The sequence below is a fragment of the Lederbergia graminis genome, assembly GCF_042655485.1.
GTDB classification, from domain to species: Bacteria; Bacillota; Bacilli; order Bacillales; family Bacillaceae_C; genus Lederbergia; species Lederbergia graminis.
In genome coordinates, this window is record NZ_JBHSMC010000012.1 from 1 (window position 1) to 21,969 (window position 21,969).

Annotated in this window: 21 protein-coding genes, 1 tRNA gene and 1 rRNA gene; all 23 read right to left on the bottom strand. The window is 36.9% G+C overall.

Annotation, left to right across the window (positions count from 1 at the left end):
• A 16S ribosomal RNA gene (locus ACFPM4_RS08950) occupies nt 1-101 on the bottom strand; the annotation flags it as partial.
• A gap of 343 nt (nt 102-444) precedes the next feature.
• Nucleotides 445-1,932: a lysine--tRNA ligase gene (lysS, locus tag ACFPM4_RS08955; protein WP_382350424.1), complete on the bottom strand. Its 1,488-nt coding sequence runs from the start codon at nt 1,930-1,932 to the stop codon at nt 445-447.
• Between the two features lie 387 nt (nt 1,933-2,319).
• The gene (locus ACFPM4_RS08960; RefSeq protein WP_382350427.1) at nt 2,320-2,538 is read right to left on the bottom strand and encodes a helix-turn-helix domain-containing protein; all 219 of its coding nucleotides are present in this window, start codon (nt 2,536-2,538) and stop codon (nt 2,320-2,322) included.
• Nucleotides 2,490-3,017: a 2-amino-4-hydroxy-6-hydroxymethyldihydropteridine diphosphokinase gene (gene folK, locus ACFPM4_RS08965; RefSeq protein WP_382350430.1), complete on the bottom strand. Its 528-nt coding sequence runs from the start codon at nt 3,015-3,017 to the stop codon at nt 2,490-2,492. Before folK ends, ACFPM4_RS08960 begins: the two co-directional genes overlap by 49 nt.
• Complete coding sequence (gene folB / locus ACFPM4_RS08970; RefSeq protein WP_144929254.1) at nt 3,010-3,378, bottom strand: dihydroneopterin aldolase; 369 nt, start codon at nt 3,376-3,378, stop codon at nt 3,010-3,012. Before folB ends, folK begins: the two co-directional genes overlap by 8 nt.
• A complete protein-coding gene (gene folP, locus ACFPM4_RS08975) occupies nt 3,371-4,195 on the bottom strand; it encodes a dihydropteroate synthase (protein ID WP_382350516.1) in 825 nt (274 codons plus the stop codon). The genes folB and folP overlap by 8 nt, the downstream gene beginning before the upstream one ends.
• A 121-nt stretch (nt 4,196-4,316) precedes the next feature.
• Nucleotides 4,317-5,243 (bottom strand): cysteine synthase A, encoded by a 927-nt coding sequence (gene cysK, locus ACFPM4_RS08980; RefSeq protein ID WP_144927568.1) that lies wholly within the window; start codon nt 5,241-5,243, stop codon nt 4,317-4,319.
• 142 nt (nt 5,244-5,385) lie between these two features.
• A complete protein-coding gene (hslO, locus tag ACFPM4_RS08985) occupies nt 5,386-6,267 on the bottom strand; it encodes an Hsp33 family molecular chaperone HslO (RefSeq protein WP_382350435.1) in 882 nt (293 codons plus the stop codon).
• A gap of 18 nt (nt 6,268-6,285) precedes the next feature.
• On the bottom strand, nt 6,286-7,053 hold the full coding sequence (locus tag ACFPM4_RS08990; protein WP_382350519.1) for a type III pantothenate kinase: 768 nt from the start codon (nt 7,051-7,053) through the stop codon (nt 6,286-6,288).
• Nucleotides 7,054-7,201: 148 nt separating this feature from the next.
• Entirely contained in the window at nt 7,202-9,193 is a 1,992-nt protein-coding gene (gene ftsH, locus ACFPM4_RS08995) for an ATP-dependent zinc metalloprotease FtsH (protein ID WP_382350438.1), read from the bottom strand.
• Between the two features lie 92 nt (nt 9,194-9,285).
• A complete protein-coding gene (hpt, locus tag ACFPM4_RS09000; protein WP_144927577.1) occupies nt 9,286-9,837 on the bottom strand; it encodes a hypoxanthine phosphoribosyltransferase in 552 nt (183 codons plus the stop codon).
• A complete protein-coding gene (gene tilS, locus ACFPM4_RS09005; protein ID WP_382350442.1) occupies nt 9,827-11,254 on the bottom strand; it encodes a tRNA lysidine(34) synthetase TilS in 1,428 nt (475 codons plus the stop codon). The genes hpt and tilS overlap by 11 nt, the downstream gene beginning before the upstream one ends.
• Before the next feature lie 111 nt (nt 11,255-11,365).
• Complete coding sequence (locus ACFPM4_RS09010; protein WP_382350445.1) at nt 11,366-12,316, bottom strand: protein kinase domain-containing protein; 951 nt, start codon at nt 12,314-12,316, stop codon at nt 11,366-11,368.
• Nucleotides 12,285-13,022, bottom strand: coding sequence for a vWA domain-containing protein (locus ACFPM4_RS09015; RefSeq protein WP_382350448.1), 738 nt, complete (start codon nt 13,020-13,022; stop codon nt 12,285-12,287). The genes ACFPM4_RS09010 and ACFPM4_RS09015 overlap by 32 nt, the downstream gene beginning before the upstream one ends.
• A gap of 65 nt (nt 13,023-13,087) precedes the next feature.
• Nucleotides 13,088-15,571 carry a stage II sporulation protein E gene (gene spoIIE / locus ACFPM4_RS09020; RefSeq protein WP_144927589.1) on the bottom strand — a complete coding sequence of 828 codons (2,484 nt, stop codon included), beginning with the start codon at nt 15,569-15,571 and terminating at the stop codon, nt 13,088-13,090.
• A 217-nt stretch (nt 15,572-15,788) separates the two neighbouring features.
• Nucleotides 15,789-15,862 (bottom strand) — tRNA-Met (locus ACFPM4_RS09025).
• Nucleotides 15,863-15,976: 114 nt separating this feature from the next.
• Nucleotides 15,977-16,393, bottom strand: a complete 417-nt coding sequence (locus ACFPM4_RS09030; protein ID WP_144927592.1) for a S1 domain-containing RNA-binding protein — start codon at nt 16,391-16,393, stop codon at nt 15,977-15,979.
• A gap of 383 nt (nt 16,394-16,776) precedes the next feature.
• Complete coding sequence (locus tag ACFPM4_RS09035) at nt 16,777-17,181, bottom strand: FtsB family cell division protein (RefSeq protein ID WP_144927595.1); 405 nt, start codon at nt 17,179-17,181, stop codon at nt 16,777-16,779.
• An 18-nt stretch (nt 17,182-17,199) separates the two neighbouring features.
• Nucleotides 17,200-17,826, bottom strand: a complete 627-nt coding sequence (gene yabQ, locus ACFPM4_RS09040) for a spore cortex biosynthesis protein YabQ (RefSeq protein WP_144927598.1) — start codon at nt 17,824-17,826, stop codon at nt 17,200-17,202.
• Nucleotides 17,823-18,125, bottom strand: a complete 303-nt coding sequence (gene yabP, locus ACFPM4_RS09045) for a sporulation protein YabP (protein ID WP_144927601.1) — start codon at nt 18,123-18,125, stop codon at nt 17,823-17,825. Before yabP ends, yabQ begins: the two co-directional genes overlap by 4 nt.
• A gap of 298 nt (nt 18,126-18,423) precedes the next feature.
• Nucleotides 18,424-18,693 (bottom strand): RNA-binding S4 domain-containing protein, encoded by a 270-nt coding sequence (locus ACFPM4_RS09050; RefSeq protein WP_144927646.1) that lies wholly within the window; start codon nt 18,691-18,693, stop codon nt 18,424-18,426.
• A 26-nt stretch (nt 18,694-18,719) separates the two neighbouring features.
• A complete protein-coding gene (yabN, locus tag ACFPM4_RS09055; RefSeq protein WP_382350455.1) occupies nt 18,720-20,186 on the bottom strand; it encodes a bifunctional methyltransferase/pyrophosphohydrolase YabN in 1,467 nt (488 codons plus the stop codon).
• A gap of 14 nt (nt 20,187-20,200) precedes the next feature.
• Nucleotides 20,201-21,790 carry a putative polysaccharide biosynthesis protein gene (locus ACFPM4_RS09060; protein WP_382350458.1) on the bottom strand — a complete coding sequence of 530 codons (1,590 nt, stop codon included), beginning with the start codon at nt 21,788-21,790 and terminating at the stop codon, nt 20,201-20,203.
• Nucleotides 21,791-21,969 lie beyond the last annotated feature (179 nt).

The window sequence follows — 21,969 nt, forward strand, 5'->3', positions numbered from 1 at the left end:
GCTAACTTTTCGGGAGCAAGCTCCCAAAAAGTCCGCTCGACTTGCATGTATTAGGCACGCCGCCAGCGTTCGTCCTGAGCCAGGATCAAACTCTCATTGAAGTTTTGAAGTGCACGGATGCACTAACAAAGGCGTTGCCACAGGACGTGGCGAACTTAGCCTTTGTTCCTTAAAGCTCTTGCTGGTCTTACTTAATTATTGTTAACGCTTCGTTTCGTTCAGTTTTCAAAGATCAAACTTCTTCGTCGCCCAACAGCGACTTTTCTATATTAACAAAACCAAGAGGCAATGTCAACAAGTTTTTTTGTTTTTTTATTTCGTTGTTGTCTGTTCTTTAATAAGACAACGAAGAATAATATACCATCATTTTGAGAAACTAGCAATACTTTTTTTGAGCTTTTTTTTAAAAAAATTAGCCTCATAGTAGAATGAGGCTAATTTCAATTAATCACGATGTCTCATAAGCGGGAATAGTAGTACGTCGCGTATGGAAGGAGAATTAGTTAATAACATAACTAGACGGTCAATTCCGATTCCTAGTCCACCTGTTGGCGGCATACCATATTCTAATGCTTCGATGAAATCCTCATCCATTTCATGAGCTTCATCATTCCCTTGTTCACGTTCGCGTAATTGACTCTCAAACCGCTCTCTTTGATCAATAGGGTCATTAAGTTCTGTAAATGCATTCGCATGTTCTCGACCAACGATAAAGAGCTCAAAGCGATCCGTAAATCTTTGGTCATCCTCATTTTTCTTCGCAAGTGGCGAAATTTCAACTGGATGTCCGTAGATGAATGTCGGTTGAATTAGCTTATCTTCTACTCTTTGTTCAAAGAATTCATTTACAATATGGCCATACGTCATATGTTCAGTAATTTCAATATTATGTTCCTTCGCAAGCTTTCTTGCTTCCTCATCGGTCATTTGATTCCAAAAATCTACACCTGTATACTCTTTTACTGCGTCAACCATGTGTAGTCTTGTCCATTTCGGCTCTAGATTTACCTCATGCTCTCCATAAGGGATAGTTGTAGAACCAATAACTTCTTTAGCTACATGGGCAATAAGATTTTCTGTAAGTTCCATAATATCATTATAGTCTGCGTAAGCCTCATATAATTCGATCATGGTAAATTCAGGGTTATGTCTCGTTGATACTCCTTCATTACGGAAGACTCGCCCAATCTCATATACTTTTTCAAGACCACCAACAATTAATCTTTTTAAATGCAACTCAATTGCAATCCTCATATATAATTGCATATCCAAAGCATTATGATGAGTTTCAAATGGTCTTGCAGCAGCTCCACCAGCAATGGAATGCAACATTGGTGTTTCGACTTCCAAGAAGCCTGCTTTATTTAAGTAACTTCTGATTTCTTGAATAATTAAACTACGAGAAATAAATGTTGATTTACTATCTTCATTAGTAATTAAATCAAGATATCGTTGACGGTAACGTTGTTCAATATCTTTTAGGCCATGGAATTTATCTGGTAAAGGGCGTAGAGCTTTCGTTAACAACGTTAATTCATGCGCTTTAACAGAAAGTTCTCCTACTTTTGTTTTAAATATAGTACCAGTAATTCCTACTAGATCCCCAAGATCAACATTATTAAATAGTTCATACTGCTCTTCGCCCACAGCATCTTGTCTTACATATATTTGAATCTGTCCATGAAGATCTTGAATATGAGCAAAGCCAGCTTTCCCTTTTCCACGCTTCGTCATTACACGACCAGCTAATGTAACAGTAACATTTGCTTCTGAGAGCTCTTCTTTCGATTGTTGCTCATATTTCTCTTTAATCCCACTTGTATTATCCGTGCGCTCAAATCGTTTACCAAATGGGTCAATACCGCCGCTACGTAAGGAAGACATTTTTTCGCGTCTAACTTGTAATTGATCATTTAACTCTTCGTGATTCATGAAAAACACTCCAATCTATATAAATACCACCTGACCTATCCACCATTGTACACAATAATTACCATTTAGGAAAAGTGTAAGATAACTTAAGTTAGATATGTGGAACATGTAAAAATTATCATAAAGGTTTATTACTAAAAAAACTGCCAGCTGAGACTGACAGTAGTAATCACGGGTATACCCCTCTGCATTTGCTTTACTTCTGCATTTCAACAACAAAGATAATATGTAACTCACACAACTTTGTGCAAAGTTCACTGTTTACTCGCTATTCTCTCGTATTAACACAACTTGTTATTTCATGCCCGTAGTAGACATGATTTCTGACGATCAATAAGGGTGTTTTGCATTTCAATATTGCCTAAATTTAATAATATAATACCCTTATTAAGGCGTTTCTTTACTATCAGGAGTAAGTTCTTCCTTACTTATCCCAAGGCTGTTTGCAACATCACGAAGAATCCTCTCTGAAGGCAACCTCGTTCCTCGCTCTATCTCGCCCAAAACCGATACTGATATTCCAATATCCTTCGCAAGACCTTCTTGCGTGAACCCTTTTAACTTTCGAAAAGCGCGTATGCGTCTTCCCCATTTATCTGTTTCCATAACCGAACTCCTTCTTTATCAGGTATTTCGTCTAGAACTTCAGCCAAAGGGGCATTTGTTGTTGGGAGCTTAATGCTCCTATTAATTTCTAGAAGTGGAACTATTACAAACGCACGTTCCTGTAGTCGTGGATGCGGCACTTGCAAACTCTCCATCTCAATATTTTCATCATTATACAATAAAATGTCAAGGTCTATTACCCTTGGTCCCCATCTAAATCCCCTTACTCTTCCTATCTCTTCTTCGATATTCAAACACACACGCAATAACTCTATAGGAGATAAACCTGTCTTAATCTGTACTACCATATTTAAAAAGCAATCTTGATCTGTATAGCCAATAGGATCCGTTTCATATATAGAAGAAAGTTTCTCAATAATGATATTTTCATTATTTCCCAAGGAATCAATGGCCTTCTTTAAGAATGATTCCCTATCCCCCATATTAGAACCTAATGATATGAAAGCAAAATTATCCATTACTTCGTCCCCTTGTAATTTCAACTGCTACAGAGCGGTAATGCCCTGGAATTGGTGGATCAGGTTTTACTACCTTTACTGTTAAACGTTCAATTAATGTAAAGGTAGTTAATACCTCTTCTGCAATTTTCTCTGCTACCGCTTCTATAAGTTTGTATGGTTTACCTTCTACTATCTTTTTACAAACTTCATATATTTCAGCATAGCTTACAGTTTTTTCAAGATTATCTGTTTTACCGGCTTCTTGGAAATCTAATTCCGCTACGATATTAACACGAAATCGTTGACCAAGCTTCGTTTCCTCTTGTAACACACCATGATAGCCGTAAAATTCCATTTCATTTAAGTAAATCTTATCCATTTGTATGTTCCTTTCCGATTAACACGTCCATCATTTTTGCCATTCTACTCATTTCTTTCACATCGTGTACACGAACCATATGACACCCTTTTTGAATACCGAAACAAACAGTAGCTCCAGTACCTTCCATTCTTTCATTTACAGGTAGATCAAGAGCTGTTCCAATCATTCGTTTTCTTGAGGTTGCTAGCAACACAGGAAACCCGAGTGCTACTAGTTTGTCTAGATTCTTCATCATTTCAATATTTTCCTCATAATCTTTTGCAAATCCAATGCCTGGGTCTAAAATAATTTGATCGTCCGCTACACCAGCCTTCTTGGCAATGGCAATACTTTCATATATATCTTGAAGGACATCTCGGATAAAAGATTGGTAATTTCTTTCTTCTCTATTATGCATCAAAATAATCGGCACATTATATTCTTTCGCAACTGCAGCGATTTCCGGGTCTTTCTTCGCACCCCATATATCATTGATAATTGTAGCACCAGCTTTCACGGCTGCCTCTGCAGTGTTTGCTTTAAAAGTATCAATAGATATCGGTACGGTCTGACTTAAAGCCGAAACTTTCTCGATTACTGGTACAACACGAGATATTTCTTCACTACTATTTACCGGTTCATGACCAGGTCTTGTTGATTCCCCACCAATATCTATAATATCCGCTCCATCAATAATCATTTGCTTTGCGCGATTAACAGCCTTATCAGACTCATTAAAATGACCACCATCGGAAAACGAATCTGGTGTCACATTTAAAATCCCCATAATTAAGGTTTTTTTAGAAAAATCTATTTCAAACTTCCCACATTTCATAACAGAATTCATGGTTACACCTTTCCCTTTCATTTACATTTCTATTTATATAGTCTACCTTTTTTCATATCGTTATGAAAATAAAAAAGCAAGCCCATATTTGGACTTGCTTCCTGTCATCTTATTTTTCAAAGTTATATAATGCTGTACTTAAATAACGCTCACCATTATCAGGGAGTATCGCAAGGACACGCTTCCCTTTTCCAAGCCTTTCTGCTACCTTTAACGCAGCCGCAATTGCTGCACCAGCAGATATTCCGCCTAATACGCCTTCTTCTTTAGCAGAACGACGAGATGTTTCGAACGCTTCTTCATTTTTTATGGTAATTACTTCATCATAGACTTCTGTATTTAAAACTTTCGGAACAAATCCCGCACCGATTCCTTGTAATTTGTGTGGACCTGGTTTTCCACCAGACAATACTGGGGAGTCTTCAGGCTCTACTGCAAAAATCTTTATATCAGGATAGTTTTCTCTCAAAACTTTTCCTGCACCAGTTATTGTACCACCTGTTCCAATTCCAGAAACGAATGCATCTAATTGATCACCCATTTGTTCCACGATTTCTCTACCTGTTGTAAGGCTATGAATTTCAGGGTTTGCTTCGTTCTCAAATTGTTGTGGCACAAAATAACCATGTTCACTTGCTAACTCATTAGCTTTCTTGATAGCACCGTTCATTCCCTCGGCACCAGGTGTAAGAATTAATTCTGCTCCATAAGCACGTAAAAGATTTCTACGCTCAAGGCTCATCGTATCTGGCATAACAAGAACCGCGCGATATCCTTTTGCAGCTGATACCATCGCAAGACCTATTCCTGTATTACCACTAGTAGGCTCGATAATCGTATCGCCCTCTTTTAATTTTCCAGCTTTTTCAGCTGCTTCAATCATCGCTAAAGCAATTCTGTCTTTAACACTGCTACCAGGATTCATATATTCAAGTTTTACATATACATCTGCACTATTTTCATTTACTAGTCGATTTAATTTTACTACTGGAGTACTACCGATTAAGTCTGTAATTGAATTAACTAACTTTGCCATTATTCCACCCCTAATTCCGAGTAATGTAATTGGTTTATTTAAAAATAACACTCTAACGCCAATATGTCAATTATGAAAGCGTAATCTTTTTTTGTTTTTCACTTATTATAACAAAAATAAGACGGATGTCATCCGCCTTATATTATTGAGTAGCTTCCCCTTTTAGTTCTTCAAGCTCCTCTTTTGTATAGTGGTAGCTGCGATTACAGAAGTGACATTGTGCATCTGCTTTGCCATCTTCGTCAATCATCTCTTGGATTTCCTGCTTCCCTAAACTAATGATGGCATTTGCAAAACGTTCTTTTGAACAAGTACAACGAAATTGTACAGGCAGTGTATCTAATATTCTTACATTATCTGTTCCAAGATACTGTTGTAGCATTTCCTCTGGAGATAACCCATCGTTGATTAATTTTGAGACAGGGGGTGAAGATTGAATGCTTTTTTCTATTTCTGAAATCACTTCATCACTAGCACCTGGCATTAGCTGGATGATAAAACCTCCAGCTGCCAATATTGTATTGTCTGGGTTAACTAGCACTCCCAATCCTACCGATGATGGAGTTTGTTCTGAGTTTGCAAAGTAATACGTGAAGTCTTCACCTAATTCACCAGAAATAAGTGGTACCTGACCAGAAAAATGTTCTCTTAGCCCGACATCCTTCACAACAGATAATGTTCCATCTGTTCCTACTGCACGTCTTACATCAAGCTTACCATGTTCATTCAAATCAAAATGGGTTTGGGGATTCGTTACATATCCACGGACATTTCCTTTCGCATCAGAGTCCACTAGGATAATTCCGATAGGTCCGCCACCTTCAACTTTTATCGTAATTTTATCTTCCCCTTTTTGCATTGCTCCCATCATGACACCAGCAGTCATCGCACGACCAAGCGCTGCTGAAGCAGTTGGCCATGTGTAGTGAAGACGTTGAGCTTCTCCTACTGTCTCTGTTGTTGTCGCAGCATATGCACGAATTTGGCCATTATATGCAAGTGCTTTTACTAAATAATCACCCATTTCCAACTCCACCTTTCACTAGACTATATTTCTTTTATAAATTAGTTGTAATCCTTTAAGCGTTAACTCTTCATCTACAATATCTATTAGCCTTGTTTCTTTTGCAATTAAATTGGCAAGACCACCTGTTGCAATAACAGTAGGTTTCTGTTTACTTTTCTCCATAATACGTTTTACAATACCCTCTACTTGCCCAACAAACCCGTATAAAATGCCAGCTTGCATCGCAGCCACGGTATTTTTCCCGATAATATCATCTACATGCGTTATTTCAATGCGCGGAAGTTTTGCTGCTCTAGAATATAGTGCTTCCGTTGAAATACCAATACCAGGTGCTATTACACCACCCATATATTCACTTTTTTCATTTATATAGCAAAATGTTGTAGCTGTTCCAAAATCTACAATAATTAATGGGTTACCATACTCATGAATCCCAGCCACCGCGTTAACGATACGGTCTGCTCCTACTTCACGAGGGTTTTCATATTTAATATTTAATCCAGTCTTTATACCAGGTCCAACAACTAAAGGTTTTATTCGAAAATATTTATTGCACATTCTCTCTAAAGTAAACATGATTGGTGGTACTACAGAAGATATAATAATTCCTTTAATATCCTCAAAACGAAGACCGACATGATCAAACAAATTTTTGATTAGCATCCCCATTTCATCCTCTGTTTTATGTTTACTCGTTTGGATGCGCCAATGATATTTTAATTTATCGCGTTGATAAACACCTAGTACTATGTTTGTATTTCCTACATCAAAAACAAAAATCATTTCTTTCACCACTTTTACGGAAGACTTTTTTACTTCAAACATCATACCATATTTCACTTTGAAGTCTATAATTTACACTTACTCCACTCCCGATGAACTGTAATCAAAAAAAGAAGACATCTATTTAGATGCCTTCTTCTAATATTTTTTATTCTTTCTTATCCTCGTTATCAAGATTATCAGGAGTTTCGGACGGGATAGACGGTCCTAATTTCTCCGGTCTTCCTGTAACATTTAGATTATCATCTTTAATTGTCTCCGTTACCTCAAAGTCAGTATCGACCTTATTATCATTCACATTTACTTCAGGAGTAGGGCGATCTGGAAGTTTACCTTCTTCGTACAGGCTACGGATTTGTTCTGCATCCAATGTTTCAACTTCCAATAATGTACGAGCAATAAGTTCGAATTTATCTCGGTTATCTCTAATGATTTTCTCCGCACGATCGTAACAATCTTTAATGATACGTTGGATTTCTAAATCAATTTCATATGCAATTGCGTCTGAGTAGTTCTGTTCATTATGCAAATCACGCCCTAAGAACACTTGCCCACCTTGGGATTGACCAAATTGTAATGGACCTAACTTTTCACTCATCCCAAACTCAGTTACCATTCTACGAGCGATACCTGTCGCACGTTGGAAGTCATTATGTGCTCCTGTAGATGCTTCATTAAACATAACCTCTTCTGCAACACGACCACCTAGTAAACCTGTTATCTTATCAAGTAGTTCCGGTTTTGTTTGCAAGAAGCGATCTTCTTTTGGAAGCATTACGGCATAACCGCCAGCTTGACCACGAGGAACTATCGTCACCTTATGGACCATTTCAGCTTCATCTAGTACAAGACCAATAATTGTGTGACCACTCTCATGGTATGCAACAATTTGTCGTTCTTTCTTCGATATAACTCTGCTCTTCTTGGATGGACCTGCAATCACCCGGTCTGTTGCTTCATCCACATCTAGCATATCAATCTTCTTCTTATTACGCCTTGCAGCAACAAGAGCTGCTTCATTAAGGAGGTTTTCGAGATCAGCACCAGAGAATCCAGGTGTTCTCATTGCGATTGATTTTAAATCAACCGTTTCATCTAACGGTTTATTACGAGCATGGACACGTAGTACAGCTTCACGACCATTTAAGTCTGGACGATCAACTGTAATTTGTCTGTCAAAACGACCAGGACGTAATAAAGCTGGGTCTAAAATATCCGGTCTGTTCGTCGCTGCTACAATAATAATACCTTCATTTTCACCAAAACCGTCCATTTCAACTAGTAATTGGTTAAGAGTTTGTTCACGTTCATCATGGCCGCCACCTAGTCCTGCTCCACGCTGACGTCCTACTGCATCAATCTCATCTATAAAAATAATACATGGTGCATTTTTCTTAGCATTTTCAAATAAATCACGAACACGTGAAGCACCGACACCGACGAACATTTCTACGAAGTCAGAACCACTAATGGAGAAGAACGGAACTCCCGCTTCACCAGCTACTGCACGTGCTAAAAGGGTTTTACCTGTACCAGGAGGTCCTACTAGTAAAATACCTTTCGGAATCCTTGCACCTAGTTCCGAGAATTTTCGAGGGTCTTTTAAGAATTCAACAACTTCAACAAGTTCTTGTTTTTCTTCATCAGCCCCAGCAACGTCTTTAAAACGTACTTTTTTCTTATCCTCGGTATACATTTTCGCTTTGCTCTTCCCAAAGTTCATTACTCGGCTTCCGCCACCTTGTGCCTGATTCAACAAGAAGAAGAACAAAATAAAGATAATGACAAATGGAATTATCATAGTAAAGAATGATACCCAGCCACTTGTTTCTTTAGCTGGTAATACATCCAAATCTGCTGAAGCAGCATCAATTCGGTCAAGCATTGCTGGACTATTCATTACATATGTAAGGAAATACTTGCCTTCCTCAGCACCTTTAAGCTGCCCCTTAATTTCATAAACGCCTCTTTCAGGCTGCATGGAGTATTTCGCTACATTGCCACTTTCTAAATGTGTAACAAATTGATTGTAGGTTATATTTTCTGTTGTTTCATTCCCATTTTTAAACCAACTTAATATACCAATCAGAACTAAAAATATTAGTAAATAGAATATGGTATTTCTAAAGATCCGATTCATCCCTTACCTCCTCCCACGGTAAAAAAACTATATACAATGGTATCATATAAATTTCTAGCTTTACAACCATTCAACTTCATAATCAATATATTTTATTCCTCACTAGTATTGCCATATACTTCTGGCTTTAATATCCCAATGTAAGGGAGATTTCGGTATTTTTCTGCATAATCAAGTCCATATCCGACAACAAATGCATCAGGTACTTCAAAACCAACATAATCTGCTTCAATATTTGCTTGTCTTCCCGTCGGCTTGTCCAGTAGCGTTACGATTTTAACACTCTTTGCTTTTCTGTAATGGAATAGCTCGACTAAGTAGCTTAATGTTAAGCCGCTATCGATAATATCTTCTATGATAAGTACGTCTCTTCCTTCAACAGGTGTATTTAAATCCTTTAATATCTTTACTTCCCCAGAAGAAACAGTAGACTTCCCATAACTTGATACATCCATAAAATCCATTTCTAAATATGTATCCACACGTTTTAATAAATCTGTCATAAATGGAGTAGCACCTTTTAAAACTCCAACAACTAGTGGAAAACGGCCATCATAGTCGTCCGTAAGTTGCTTTCCCAATTCATACATTTTGGCATTTAATTGTTCTTCTGTGATTAACACTTCTTTAATATCATGTTTCATTTACTTTGTTGCCCCCTAGGAATGTTTGCTTACTGTACTGTATTTGATAATATTCTTGTTTATGATCAACCGCTGTTTCAAAAAAGGCTTTTTTCAATCCGGGGATCCAGAGGAGTTTGCCGGTATAGTCGGTAATAATTGGCCATACTGCTCTTTCATTCAAAGGTATTTTCATATCAATAAATATATCTTTTACCTTTTTTGTACCATTCATCCCTTTTAACCTATCCCCAGGCCGCCTTGTTCGAACGATTAGTGGCAATTGCACTTCCTTCGCAGGAAGGATCAGTGCATCCTCTGCCGTAATATTCCTTTTACTATTTAAAGGTTCTATTCCTATTATGTATCCATTAGGGAGAACAACCTTATCGCCTACTACTATTTCAAAACGATACGGCTCTGCAGTTTTAATATCATTAAAGGAAATTTGGCAAGTATGATAAGAACGAAGCACCTTTAAACCTTTTGGGAAGTTCAATTTACCGGAAGGATTATCACCCTTCAATAACTGTATGAGCAGATTAATATGATGAGCTGTTATTTCTTCTAAATTATGCTGGTAAAGATAGTTTAATATTAGATGAATCACCCTTCTTTGTAAAGGATTAGCCACTTTTAAAAATGCAGGAATATCAATTATAATTTTGTCCTCTCCCTTTACTTTACATACATTATTATATTCCTGTACGGCTAGTTGTAGAAGATAAGTTTCATCTTCTGTTATATGTTCACTAAATCGTTGAAAATGTTCTATTACTCGGGGATTTTCCTTCTTTATATAAGGGAGGATTTCCAAACGGAATCGATTCCTTGTATAATCCTTTTTCTCATTACTCAAATCACGCCTAGGATTTAACTCATAGTAGGAACAATATTCTTCAATTTCCGATTTTGAAACTGCTAAAAGCGGGCGAATTATTTCTTTATTATTTGAGAATGGCCTACGGACTTGAATTCCTGCACGTGTTATACCACCACTACCTCTCACTAGTCTCATGAGAATGGTTTCTATTTGATCATCCCCATGCTGTGCAACTATGAGTTTATTTAAGTGATATTCCTCCATAATCTTTTCAAAGTATTGATATCGATATTTTCTTGCTGTTTCTTGCATACCTCTTTGTTCCAGTATCATTTTCTCTTTTATGTTGATGGATACGCCATGGAAACTTATTCCCCTTGATTCACAATAATCACGAACAAAGTAAAGATCCTGTAATGACTCCTCTCCTCGTAACATATGGTCAACATGTGCAACGACAATCTTAATACCATAACGCTTCTGTCTGTTATATAAAAAGTCTACCATTGCAAGGGAATCTGGCCCCCCTGATACTGCAGCAAGTATTCTATCCCCTTCTTGAAGAAGTGAGTGTTCTTCTATAAACTGCTCCGTTTTAATCTCAAAATCTAACATGCTAACATTCCCTTTATCCATAGAATTATACTATGTAAGGGCTATGTTAAAACGTAGCCCTCCTTTTATATATGTTACCATTCATCTAACCTAAATTAGTAGTGTAAAGTATCATAAAATATACCCATAAATATATAAGGCATACAAAACAATTGTAAGAATTAAGATGGAGACAGTTTCAAATATAGGATTCTTCTTTTTCTGCTTTTTAACCTGACGTGATTTATATCGAACCGCATTTGACTTAGGTTGTGAATCACTAGCAGATAAAAGTTGAAGCATATCCTTTTTCATCTCCTGTGCAGAGCTATATTGATTAAGAAATGCTCTTTTTAAAACCGGTTCATACCTTACCAATCCCTTGTCGCTCTGTACAACATCCATTAATTGCTTTTTCCCATCTGTATTTTTCGAAAAGCGTTTTGGATAATATAAATTCACCAATAACATCGCTGTTGAAAATAGATCATAACTTGGTTCCGCCTTCCTTGTACCAAGTCCCCAATAGCCACGATCAAAGAATTCGGTAAACTCCTTAATAGCCCTATTGCTTTTCGTCGTGCCCCCTACATCTATACAGCGAATCTTCGCTGGTGGACCTGAAACTATTAAATTTTCCGGTTTTAAATCACCAAAAACCCAACCTTGCTTATGCAAATTCTCTAGTATATCCAGTAATTGCACAATCATAATACCCGCCCAAGACTTCCCTTTACTAGAAATGAAAGAGAGCAAATCTGGACCATGAATGTATTCCATTACATAAAAATGAATTGTTCCATTCTTTGTATGCCAATCATCTACATCAAATAAAGAAGGTCCGAGGGTAGATCCCTGGACCTTCTCAAATGCTTTCAGGACATTAACCTCTGATGTGATGGACATACTATCTGTACTCATCTTCAACGCAGAATACCCAAAACTACCTTTTACAAGGTATACTACCCCATTTGCACCAGCACCTAACTCTTTCACAAGCTGATAGCGGTGTTTATGCCATTTTCCGTTTATAATTGTTCCCGGATTGAATTTACATGGACTCTTCGAGGTATTGTTCATCATCACCAGATAACAACCCTTTCAATGAACGCTTTGCCTTAAAGTGACTCATTGCCACACGTAATGCAGGACCTGTCGGAGTTATCCCTCCAACTGCAAGTTTTGGAAAAATACTAGATAGCAACTCCATGTTAGGTGTCCAATCAAGTAGTTTCTCTACTTCCTTCTTTTTCCCGGGAAATACAAACACAGAAAAGCGATTATTGCCCGTTCGTGCGTTTAAACTAAGAGATAAATCCAGCAGTGCTTCTTTTACAGTAGGAAGTTTTGTCTTCATACTCGCACTCGTATCAATCAATACCAAAACTTCAACATCTGCTGTTTCTCCTAGTTCGTCCACCACCTCCATTACTTCTCCACGTTGATCAGGTGGTAATTCTTCCATATCCACCTCTTTACCGAGGATTTGCCTTAATTCTTTATTTACTACACCTTGTAATGTTTGAGTCATCGCCTTCCTAGTAACCATTTGTACCGTTTGCGACAATTGCGTTGCATATACTACCTGGCTAATTCCACCGCCTGATGAAGCAATACCTTCAATCTCCTGTAAACCTTTCTCATCAATCGTATCATTTTCCATTACACCAATAACATTTACCGTAATTCCTTTTTCCTGAGCTAAGGCAGCCATTGCTACTGGATCTTCACCTTGGTTTGAACAACCATCCGTAATCAGTAAAATTTGTTTTAAATTACCTTTCTTCATGTACTCCCCTCCAGATTCACAATTTAGCTACCATCCTCTCCTTCCTAGCTCTTTTTTATACTTCATTATGATATTTTCATACTTTTACTTTTTATTGGTATTGGTGACCACTTTGGCGTATTATGTTTTACTTTCACTACCGCAATCGTCATATCATCAACAATATGACCGGATCTTGTGCGTATCACCTCTTCCATAATAAGATCAGCTATTTCTTGTGGTACATTCGTTTCTATCTCTCTTAATTTTCGTTTCATCCATAATTCATAGTTTTCAACATTCTTCGGACCTTCGAATATTCCATCACTCATCATAATCAGTAAATCTCCAGCACGTAACTGCTCTGATACAACATCGACATCAAAATCCTGTAATATTCCCATTGGAAGATTACTAGACTCAATCTCTATTATCTTATTCCCCCTTTTTATAAAACTTGGAGTTGACCCAATTTTCAAAAATTTAGTCGTTGCATCTTGTAAATCTATCATCGCCAAATCAAGTGTTGAGAATATTTCATCCGTCGAGCGTAAGGACAGTACAGAGTTAACGGACTTAATCGCCACCTTTTCCTCTATTCCAGATTTTAAGATTTTTTGTAATAGTTTTAGTGTTTCACTAGACTCATGATGAGCCCGCTCTCCATTTCCCATTCCATCACTAATCGCAATTGCAAATTTGCCTGGTCCTAAATCCATCGTGGAGTAACTATCACCTGATAGAAATCCTCCATCTTTTGCAGCATGTGCAATACCCGTTTCGACTACATAAGTTTTGGCTGATCGTAGAGTTGCATATTTATATCCCGTATCAAAATCACCAGCTTCCTCACTTTGAACGATAATAGTTTCATTTAATATGTCCGATATAATTGGAGCAATAATCTTCTCGCTTTCTCCTGCCATACTATGGCTAGGTAGTGTAATATCTATATCCACATTGCCTGGTTCGATGCTAAAGATTTCTACTTGTTCAATTTCAACACCAAAGTCTTGCAGTGCGTCTAGCATCATCTCCTCTTGTCGATAATGATTTTCTTGTTCCCTTTGAATCTCTCTCGCAAAATCTCCCATTACCTCCGATACTCCTAATAATTGCTCCGCAACAAGCTTACGACTTTCTTGAACTTGTACTTTCAATTGTTGGTTCATCTGTAACACATTCAGTTCTTGATGGATAGCATCACGGACTTGCTTATCCTTATTACAATGCTTCCGCAAGTTACGGTTTAATGAATGTGGAATCATTCCAGTATTTTGGTCCATCTCATTCTTGACATTTTTCATTAATTCATAGGTTCTATCAAAGTTAGCGGTACTCCAGCATTGGTTTTTCCGGTAACAAGCTTGGCATGTTCGTTCTGTTACATTACTTAAAAATAGATCAAACTCTTTATCTTCATCTTTATCCGCACTTAATTTTTCTGATTGAGAAAAACTATTGGATAATGCTTGAAATACAGAAGAAAATTCCTCCACACGTCGAACAGTCAAATCTCTTATTTTTCTTGCATACATTTGTTGATCTTGGATATGTTCCTGTGTACCAGGTATGAATCGTGCAATGCGCTCAATTAACCCCCTTGGTGTTAAAAAGAGCAGCATAATTGCAACGCACGACTCGTAAACCGTTTTCATTAATGGGGTATTGGCATCTCCGTACATACCAATTAGTATTGTAGCAACTAATAATCCTATTGCGGTGCCAGCACGCTTTCCTTCTTTTAATAGACCTCCTAATAATCCGGAAAAAGCGAGTAAACTAATTTGAAAGAGACTACCCACATTTGCCAAGCTAAATATTAGTCCAGTAACTACTCCAACGGTCGATCCAACTGTTGCTCCCGCAATAAATGCAAACAAAATTACGAGATAACGAGAGAAAATATGTTCAACTGATAAGTCATATATGTGCCAACCTATCGTTCCAGTCATAACAGATGCGAGCATAATTATGAGACTGATAACTTCTTCCGTCTTTAATGTTCGCTTTCTCTTCTGTTTAGAAAGGAATGGAATACTTTGCATGAATATAAATACTAATACGAAAGAAAAACTAGCCTCTACCGCAGCCATGATAGCATCATAGCGTGTGAATGTTTGTCCATTTTCCATAAATACATAACCACATTTTGCAACAAAGGCAATACCTACGACAATATAAGGGGAAGTTTTGATAATATTGGTGAAAACCCGTTCTAAAACTTTAAAACTAATCATAAATAGTATAGAAAGAGCAAAGGTAAAGACAGCATTTCCTATTGATAACGTAAGCGAACCTGCTAAGAGGCCAAATAGGACAATTGGTGCCTTATTCCTTTTTAACATGTAGACAACTGCGAAGAATGGTAGAGCAAATGGTGAAAGTTCAGATAGAATTAATGCTCTTCCTAATAGAACAGCAATAATAAGCAAGGCGATGCCCTTGTCAATAAAGATATTCTCAAGTTTTTGCATTGTTCTACGGTATCCACCTGAGATATCAATTTTGGCGTTTGGTAAAACTACACTACGAACTGGTTCGATGACGCTTTGATCTCCCTTTTCCATATATATTAGCACTCCCTACTAAATATAATTGTCTCTCATTATACATATGGTAGTTTTAAAATTTTGTCAGTTTGATGGAGGAAAAGCTATAAAACGTTCGACTAATTCGGACGAAAAAAAGCGTAAGTCGTTTGCGATTTGCAAATAACTTACGCTTTTTGGCGTTTTAGTGTCTACGGCCTTGATATGCTAATCCAGTCGCTTTCACTTTTCGTTATAGCGGCGGAGGGGATCGAACCCACGACCTCACGGGTATGAACCGTACGCTCTAGCCAGCTGAGCTACGCCGCCTTGTTTTAAAAAAACACAATATCTATCTTACAATTAGTTGCGAAACCTGTCAATAAAAAATGTAGCTACTTTTCGTTAGCAGCTACATTTCGCATTTATATCACAGACAGCAAGTTAGCCTCTTCTTGCACCTCGTCCTCCACGCTTTGATTCAGTATGACGTTTTAAAGATGATAAGCGGTCCTCACTGTCCTTCAAGAACCGATTCATTTTTTGCTCAAAGCTTTCTTTTTGACGTACATCATTCGCTCTGTTATTACGCGGACGGTGGTTAGAATTAGACTGAGAAGGCGGTTGTTCCTTAGCTTTACGGATGGACAATCCGATTTTACCGTCTTTCTCAACATTTAACACTTTCACTAAAACCTCATCGCCAACTTTTAAATGCTCATTAATATCTTTCACATAGTTGTCTGCGACCTCACTAATATGAACAAGACCTGTAGAGCCTGCTGGCAATTCCACAAAAGCTCCAAAATGAGTGATACCTGTTACCTTACCTTGTAACTTGCTGCCTACTTCAATCGACATAAAAAAATTTATCCTCCTTAAAGTATAAAAAAATAAACCTTACTCTATATTATATAAGAATTTCATTGAAAAGTGCAAGCACATAAAGAAACATCTACATCATCACGATTTAAAGAATAAACAGTGACCAAATATGTTGATGTAATGAAGAGCTAAACTAATGCTTGTATATTTTCAAGATAGTTTAGCTCGTTTCTATAGAAATATTTATTTTAATAGCTCTTTCCCTCTGACAATTTTAAAGTCCAGAACCAACAGCAAGGAACTGTTTACAATACGCTTGGTTTAAAAGAGTGTTCTAATTATAGTTGTAGATTAACAGCGGAGAAAATACACGTAGACTCCTGTGGGAGCAATGGCCTCCATCAACTTGTCTTGCCTCTTTAAGAATCTTCCTCTTCATCCTTATCTTCCTTCTTCTTTGATTCAGGAATAGTAAAAATAATCTCGCCTTCATCTGAAAGAAAGTATTCACTGCGAGCAAGTTTCGCTATATACTCATCATCATTTAACTTAGCAATTTCATTTTCTAATAACTTTTGTTCTTTTTCTAATTTCGCAAGCTGATGTTCTAATTTTACTTGTTCTGCCTGTTTTGCTTCCAATATATTTAACCTGGAAATATAGAAGGAGATCACAAAATAAGATAGAGCGATAGTCAGGACAAGAAACAAGGATAATCTACGGATAAGCAACTTCTTTCTTTTTGCTTTCCTTTTCATTAGAACTTCCTGTTGTTTCATATAGCTTGTCTCTATTGAGGTAACTCGATTTTTCCCAACTCCCATCCCGACACCTCCTCATCATTATTTTTTCAGAATAAGATTTTTTACCTTAATAAAGTGTTTCTTCGTTGTTTTTAATAATCCTGCTAAAAAATTTCGCGTTTTTTCTATTTGTTTTTTAAAGGATTTTGGTAATAACGAGTATATCCATCTGCCAATTAACAGAAGTGGATATGTAACGACCTTTAAAACCCATAATAACACTGACCAGATAAATTTTACAAGTGTAAATAGCACCTTTGCAAGGAACATAACTAACGTGAAAAGTGCCAGAATAATCCCCTTAATTGGGCGATATATAATCGCAAGAAATAACTTTTGAATGACTACTGCTGCAGATTTACAGAAGCTTATAACTCTCTCCAATATTTTATTATACACATTTTTCATCAGTGCCTGATATGCAGAGAAGCCGCATAGCAAACAAAGAATTAAATAAAATCGCAATTCACCATAATTAACAAGGAATAAGACATAAAAGGTAATCAATCCATGAATAACCCAGAATAATATATCATTGAAAAAAACAAGCATCCTTTTGCGACTGCCCCGTTTTAAGAAACGTTGGTATGTGTCAAGCGATGCTCCAAAAAAGCTTCCCATGGCGATCATGGAAAGCATGGTATAAAATTGGACGGTTAATGTCATCGGAATAACTTGCTAAAGAAGCCTTTAGCTTTCTCCCCATGGTGATCATCTAAGTATACTAAGTCATAGATTTTCCCTTTTATCGACACAATCCCTTTATCTACATCTAAATTTTTCATTTGCAAGTTTTGACCACGGATAGCTAAAAAACCCATCGTTGTTTCCAATAGGAATTCTTCATTATCAAAACTCTCTACTTGCTTAACACCAGTAATGTCGAGGATTCTCCTCCCACGCATCGTAACGTCATGTTCTGGTACAGTTCCCTTGGATGGTATTGGCTCATATTGTTGGTTCATTTTCATCCCTCTTTTTCGCACTGATTTTGTTTAATCATATGAGGGGAAACAGGGAATTAGAACAAGCTATCACGTTTTAGAAAATATTCAAACTCTACTTTTTTTACTTTTCATTTAATATTTATCAATTGTTGCACCTAACACGGATCCTCAAAGAATTTCTAGTAGTAATTGAGAAACTTTTCATAGTATAAATCAAATTTATGCTAGTTCTCGAATGAAATACATTGCCTAAATATAAAAAAGGCTAGCCAATTAGCTGCAAGCAGCTTATATTGACTAGCCCTCTTTAGATATTCTATTCGTTATCGTTTTCTATCTTCTCTTCTTTTACTATCTCATACATATTCGCTGCATCTTCTTTTTTGGTTGATTCTTGAAGTTCATTTACTTTTGCAGTAACAAGTTTCTGACCGAAGCGGATTTCCAATGTATCTCCAACTTTCACGTTGGAACTCGCTTTTGCTTGTTGGCCGTTAATGGAAATTCTCCCTTTATCTGCAACTTCCTTTGCTAATGTGCGTCTTTTAATAAGACGTGAAACCTTTAAAAATTTATCTAAACGCATCGTACTCATTTATTTGTCTCCTCTCCTTATAACCCTTGTTTCTTTGCTTCATTCCAAAAATGGTCAAGCCCTTCTAAATCAAAATCTGCAAATGATTTTCCTGCTTCTCTTACCTTTGATTCTATATAGGAAAATCTTCGCAGGAATTTTTCATTTGATGTTTGTAGCGCTTCTTCAGGATGGATACGCAAAAGTCTGGCTACATTTACAATCGCAAATAAAACATCACCTAATTCATGCAATTGTTCTTGTTTATTTCCTTTCGCTAATTCCGCTCCAAACTCCTGCATTTCCTCGACAACTTTTTTCCAAGCTTCATGTACGTCATCCCAATCAAAACCAACTTTAGCAGCAATTTTTTGATAGTCATAAGCTTTTAATAAGGCAGGTAACCCTTTACTCACATCTTCTAATAATGACTTTTCACTTTCCGTATTACCTTTCTCATTGGCTTTAATTTTCTCCCAATTTACTATTACTTCATCTGCATCTGCAGCTTCTACATCTCCAAACACGTGTGGGTGACGACGTACCATTTTCTCAGAAATACTTTCTATCACATCGTCGATTGCAAACATCCCATCGTCTTCACCAATTTGGGCATGGAGCATGATTTGCAGAAGTACGTCACCTAATTCCTCGATCATATTATCAATATCATCACGGTCAATAGCATCGAGCAGCTCATAAGCCTCTTCTATTAAATACTTTTTCAACGATTCATGTGTTTGCTTCTTATCCCAAGGGCAACCATTAGGACCACGAAGCTCGGCAATAATCGCTCTTAAGGTTGAAAATTCCTTATAGGCATATTCCCGATTAGATACTGGAGGAACGTATAGACTTGTAAGGTTATTTAACGATACTTGACGGTCAAGCTCGTACAATGGAACCTTTTGAACTTGTTCCTCTACACTACCTGCGCTTGTTACAATCGTCACTTCATAATCATCTGGATATTTCTCCATTAATGTTAATTTCACATCGGAAGCAATAAATGAATCATATACTTGTGCAATAATGATGTGCTGATGGATATGAATCGATTCTTTCTGAAGTGATGTTCCATCTAGTAATTGAAAACCTTCTACTGGATCCACTTTAATTGCTGTAAACAAGCTATCAATAAAGCTTTGACCACCACTAACTTTTATATTAATTCCCCGCCCTGGACCGCGTTCTAATAATAACTGAACTGTTTTCTCGGCAACCATCGGATGACCAGGAACAGCATAAAGAACATTTTCTACGGTTGCTTTATCTAACAATGTTTCGGTAATTTCTTCATATACCGATTCAAAACTATCGTGTTTTTCATAGACATCGTCGAAAGAAAGATAATGTATTTCTTCCTCTGCAAGTTGATCTACTACTGGATGTTCCTTCGTACGCAAAAAAAGTTGTTGGGAGTTTTTAATTCGTTTATAAATGCCTAGTGGAAGCTGATCGATATCACCTGCACCAAGTCCAATAATTTCAATTTGATTTTTCATCTTAACTTCCCTTCTCATTTCTTTGATGAAATGAATTGCAAGATTCTATTTCCAAAAGGTATAATCGCAAATTCCTCTTCTGATAAAACATTTCTTTTTATGATGATAAATAAGTAGATGAAAGCACCTATTACGACACCAGTTAAAGCACATATACTACTTATAAATCGATTTGTGTCCATTAATTCGAATAACAGTAACCATATTTGCAACCCAATTGTCATCATAATGGCTGCAAGCAAGAGCGACTTACTATTGTTTTTTAATATTGCAATGATTTCTATCCTCTCATTCAGCTTCTTAAGCATAAGAACCATGATAATAAAAAGACTGATAATCGTTGCAAGCGCAGCACCCATTGTTCCCCATAATGGTATAAGTAAGACATTCCCTACTGTTTTACAGACAACTCCAAGCAATATGTACTTCCCAGGGGCAAATACATGCCCCAATCCATGTAATATTCCAGAACTAACAAGGATAAAAGAACTAAATAGTATAGATACCGCTAAAACAGCAAGTACATTGGAACCTTCGCTATTTGCAAATAACATGATATTGGTTGGTTTCATAATATTGACCAGACCAATTGTTGCACCAACACTGATTACTATTGTAATATTCAACGCATTAATCGATTTTTCTTGTAAAGTAGATTCATTATTTTGTCTCCAAGCGGATGCAATTAAAGGGACTAACGCAAGTGAAAACGATGATGCTACAACAGTCCCTAACTGAATCAAAGGCTGTCCACGATCAAAAATCCCTTTTAATACTTTCGCTTGTTCCATTTCCATACCAGAATGACGTAATAAACTATAAATACTGAATGAATCAACTAACTGTAATAAAACAAGTAACATGCCACTAATGCAAATTGCAGTTCCATGAATAAGCACAATTTGTGCTGTTTTATAAAACTTCTTGAAAGATAAGCCGGAAACAAATAAGCGCCTAAACGCTTTCCTTTTCATTGCATAATAGCAAAGTAGCCCAAAGCCCGAGATTCCCCCAAATAGAGAAGCGAACATTGCTCCACTACCTACCGCATACAAAGAAGAACCCTTATTTACTAATAATATTGCGATGATAAGAATAAAACTAACTCGTATAATTTGCTCCAACACTTGGCTAGACGCAGTTGGAACCATATCCCCATAGCTCTGAAAATACCCTCTTCCCACTGAATAGAATGGCAAAAGTAAGAAGATAAAGGCAGTAATCTTAATTAAAGGAGAAAGTTGCACATCTCCCATTAATCTAGCTATGATGTCCGCTCCAAAGAAAAATAACGAAAACAAGCACACTCCTATTATAAGTAGCGTATAAAATGCAGCTTGCATCCCATGAGCAAGATGTCTATATTTTCCCTTTTCACTTTCTGCAGCTAACTTCGAAATAATAACAGGGAATCCTGATGTAGCAAGGATTATGGCTATACCGTAAATGGGATAGACTTGCTGATATATGTAAAACCCAACATCACCAACGATGTTTTGGAAAGGAACTCGATATATAGCACTTAATATTTTTACAATAAAAGCCGCAGCAGTTAATATAAGAGCGCTTTTAATAAAATGATTTGAATTATCTCGAGACAACATACTCTCGCCTTTCCAGTAGAATAGATTAGAGATTAGGAACTATGTAAATATATGTTGATAAGTCACTCTAGACTCCTACGCTAATCAACAGTCTAGTTTAAGTGAAATTATACCATAGAATAATAAAAAGACTTAGGTCCTCTTCATATCATCAATAATCATATGTATGACATGATATG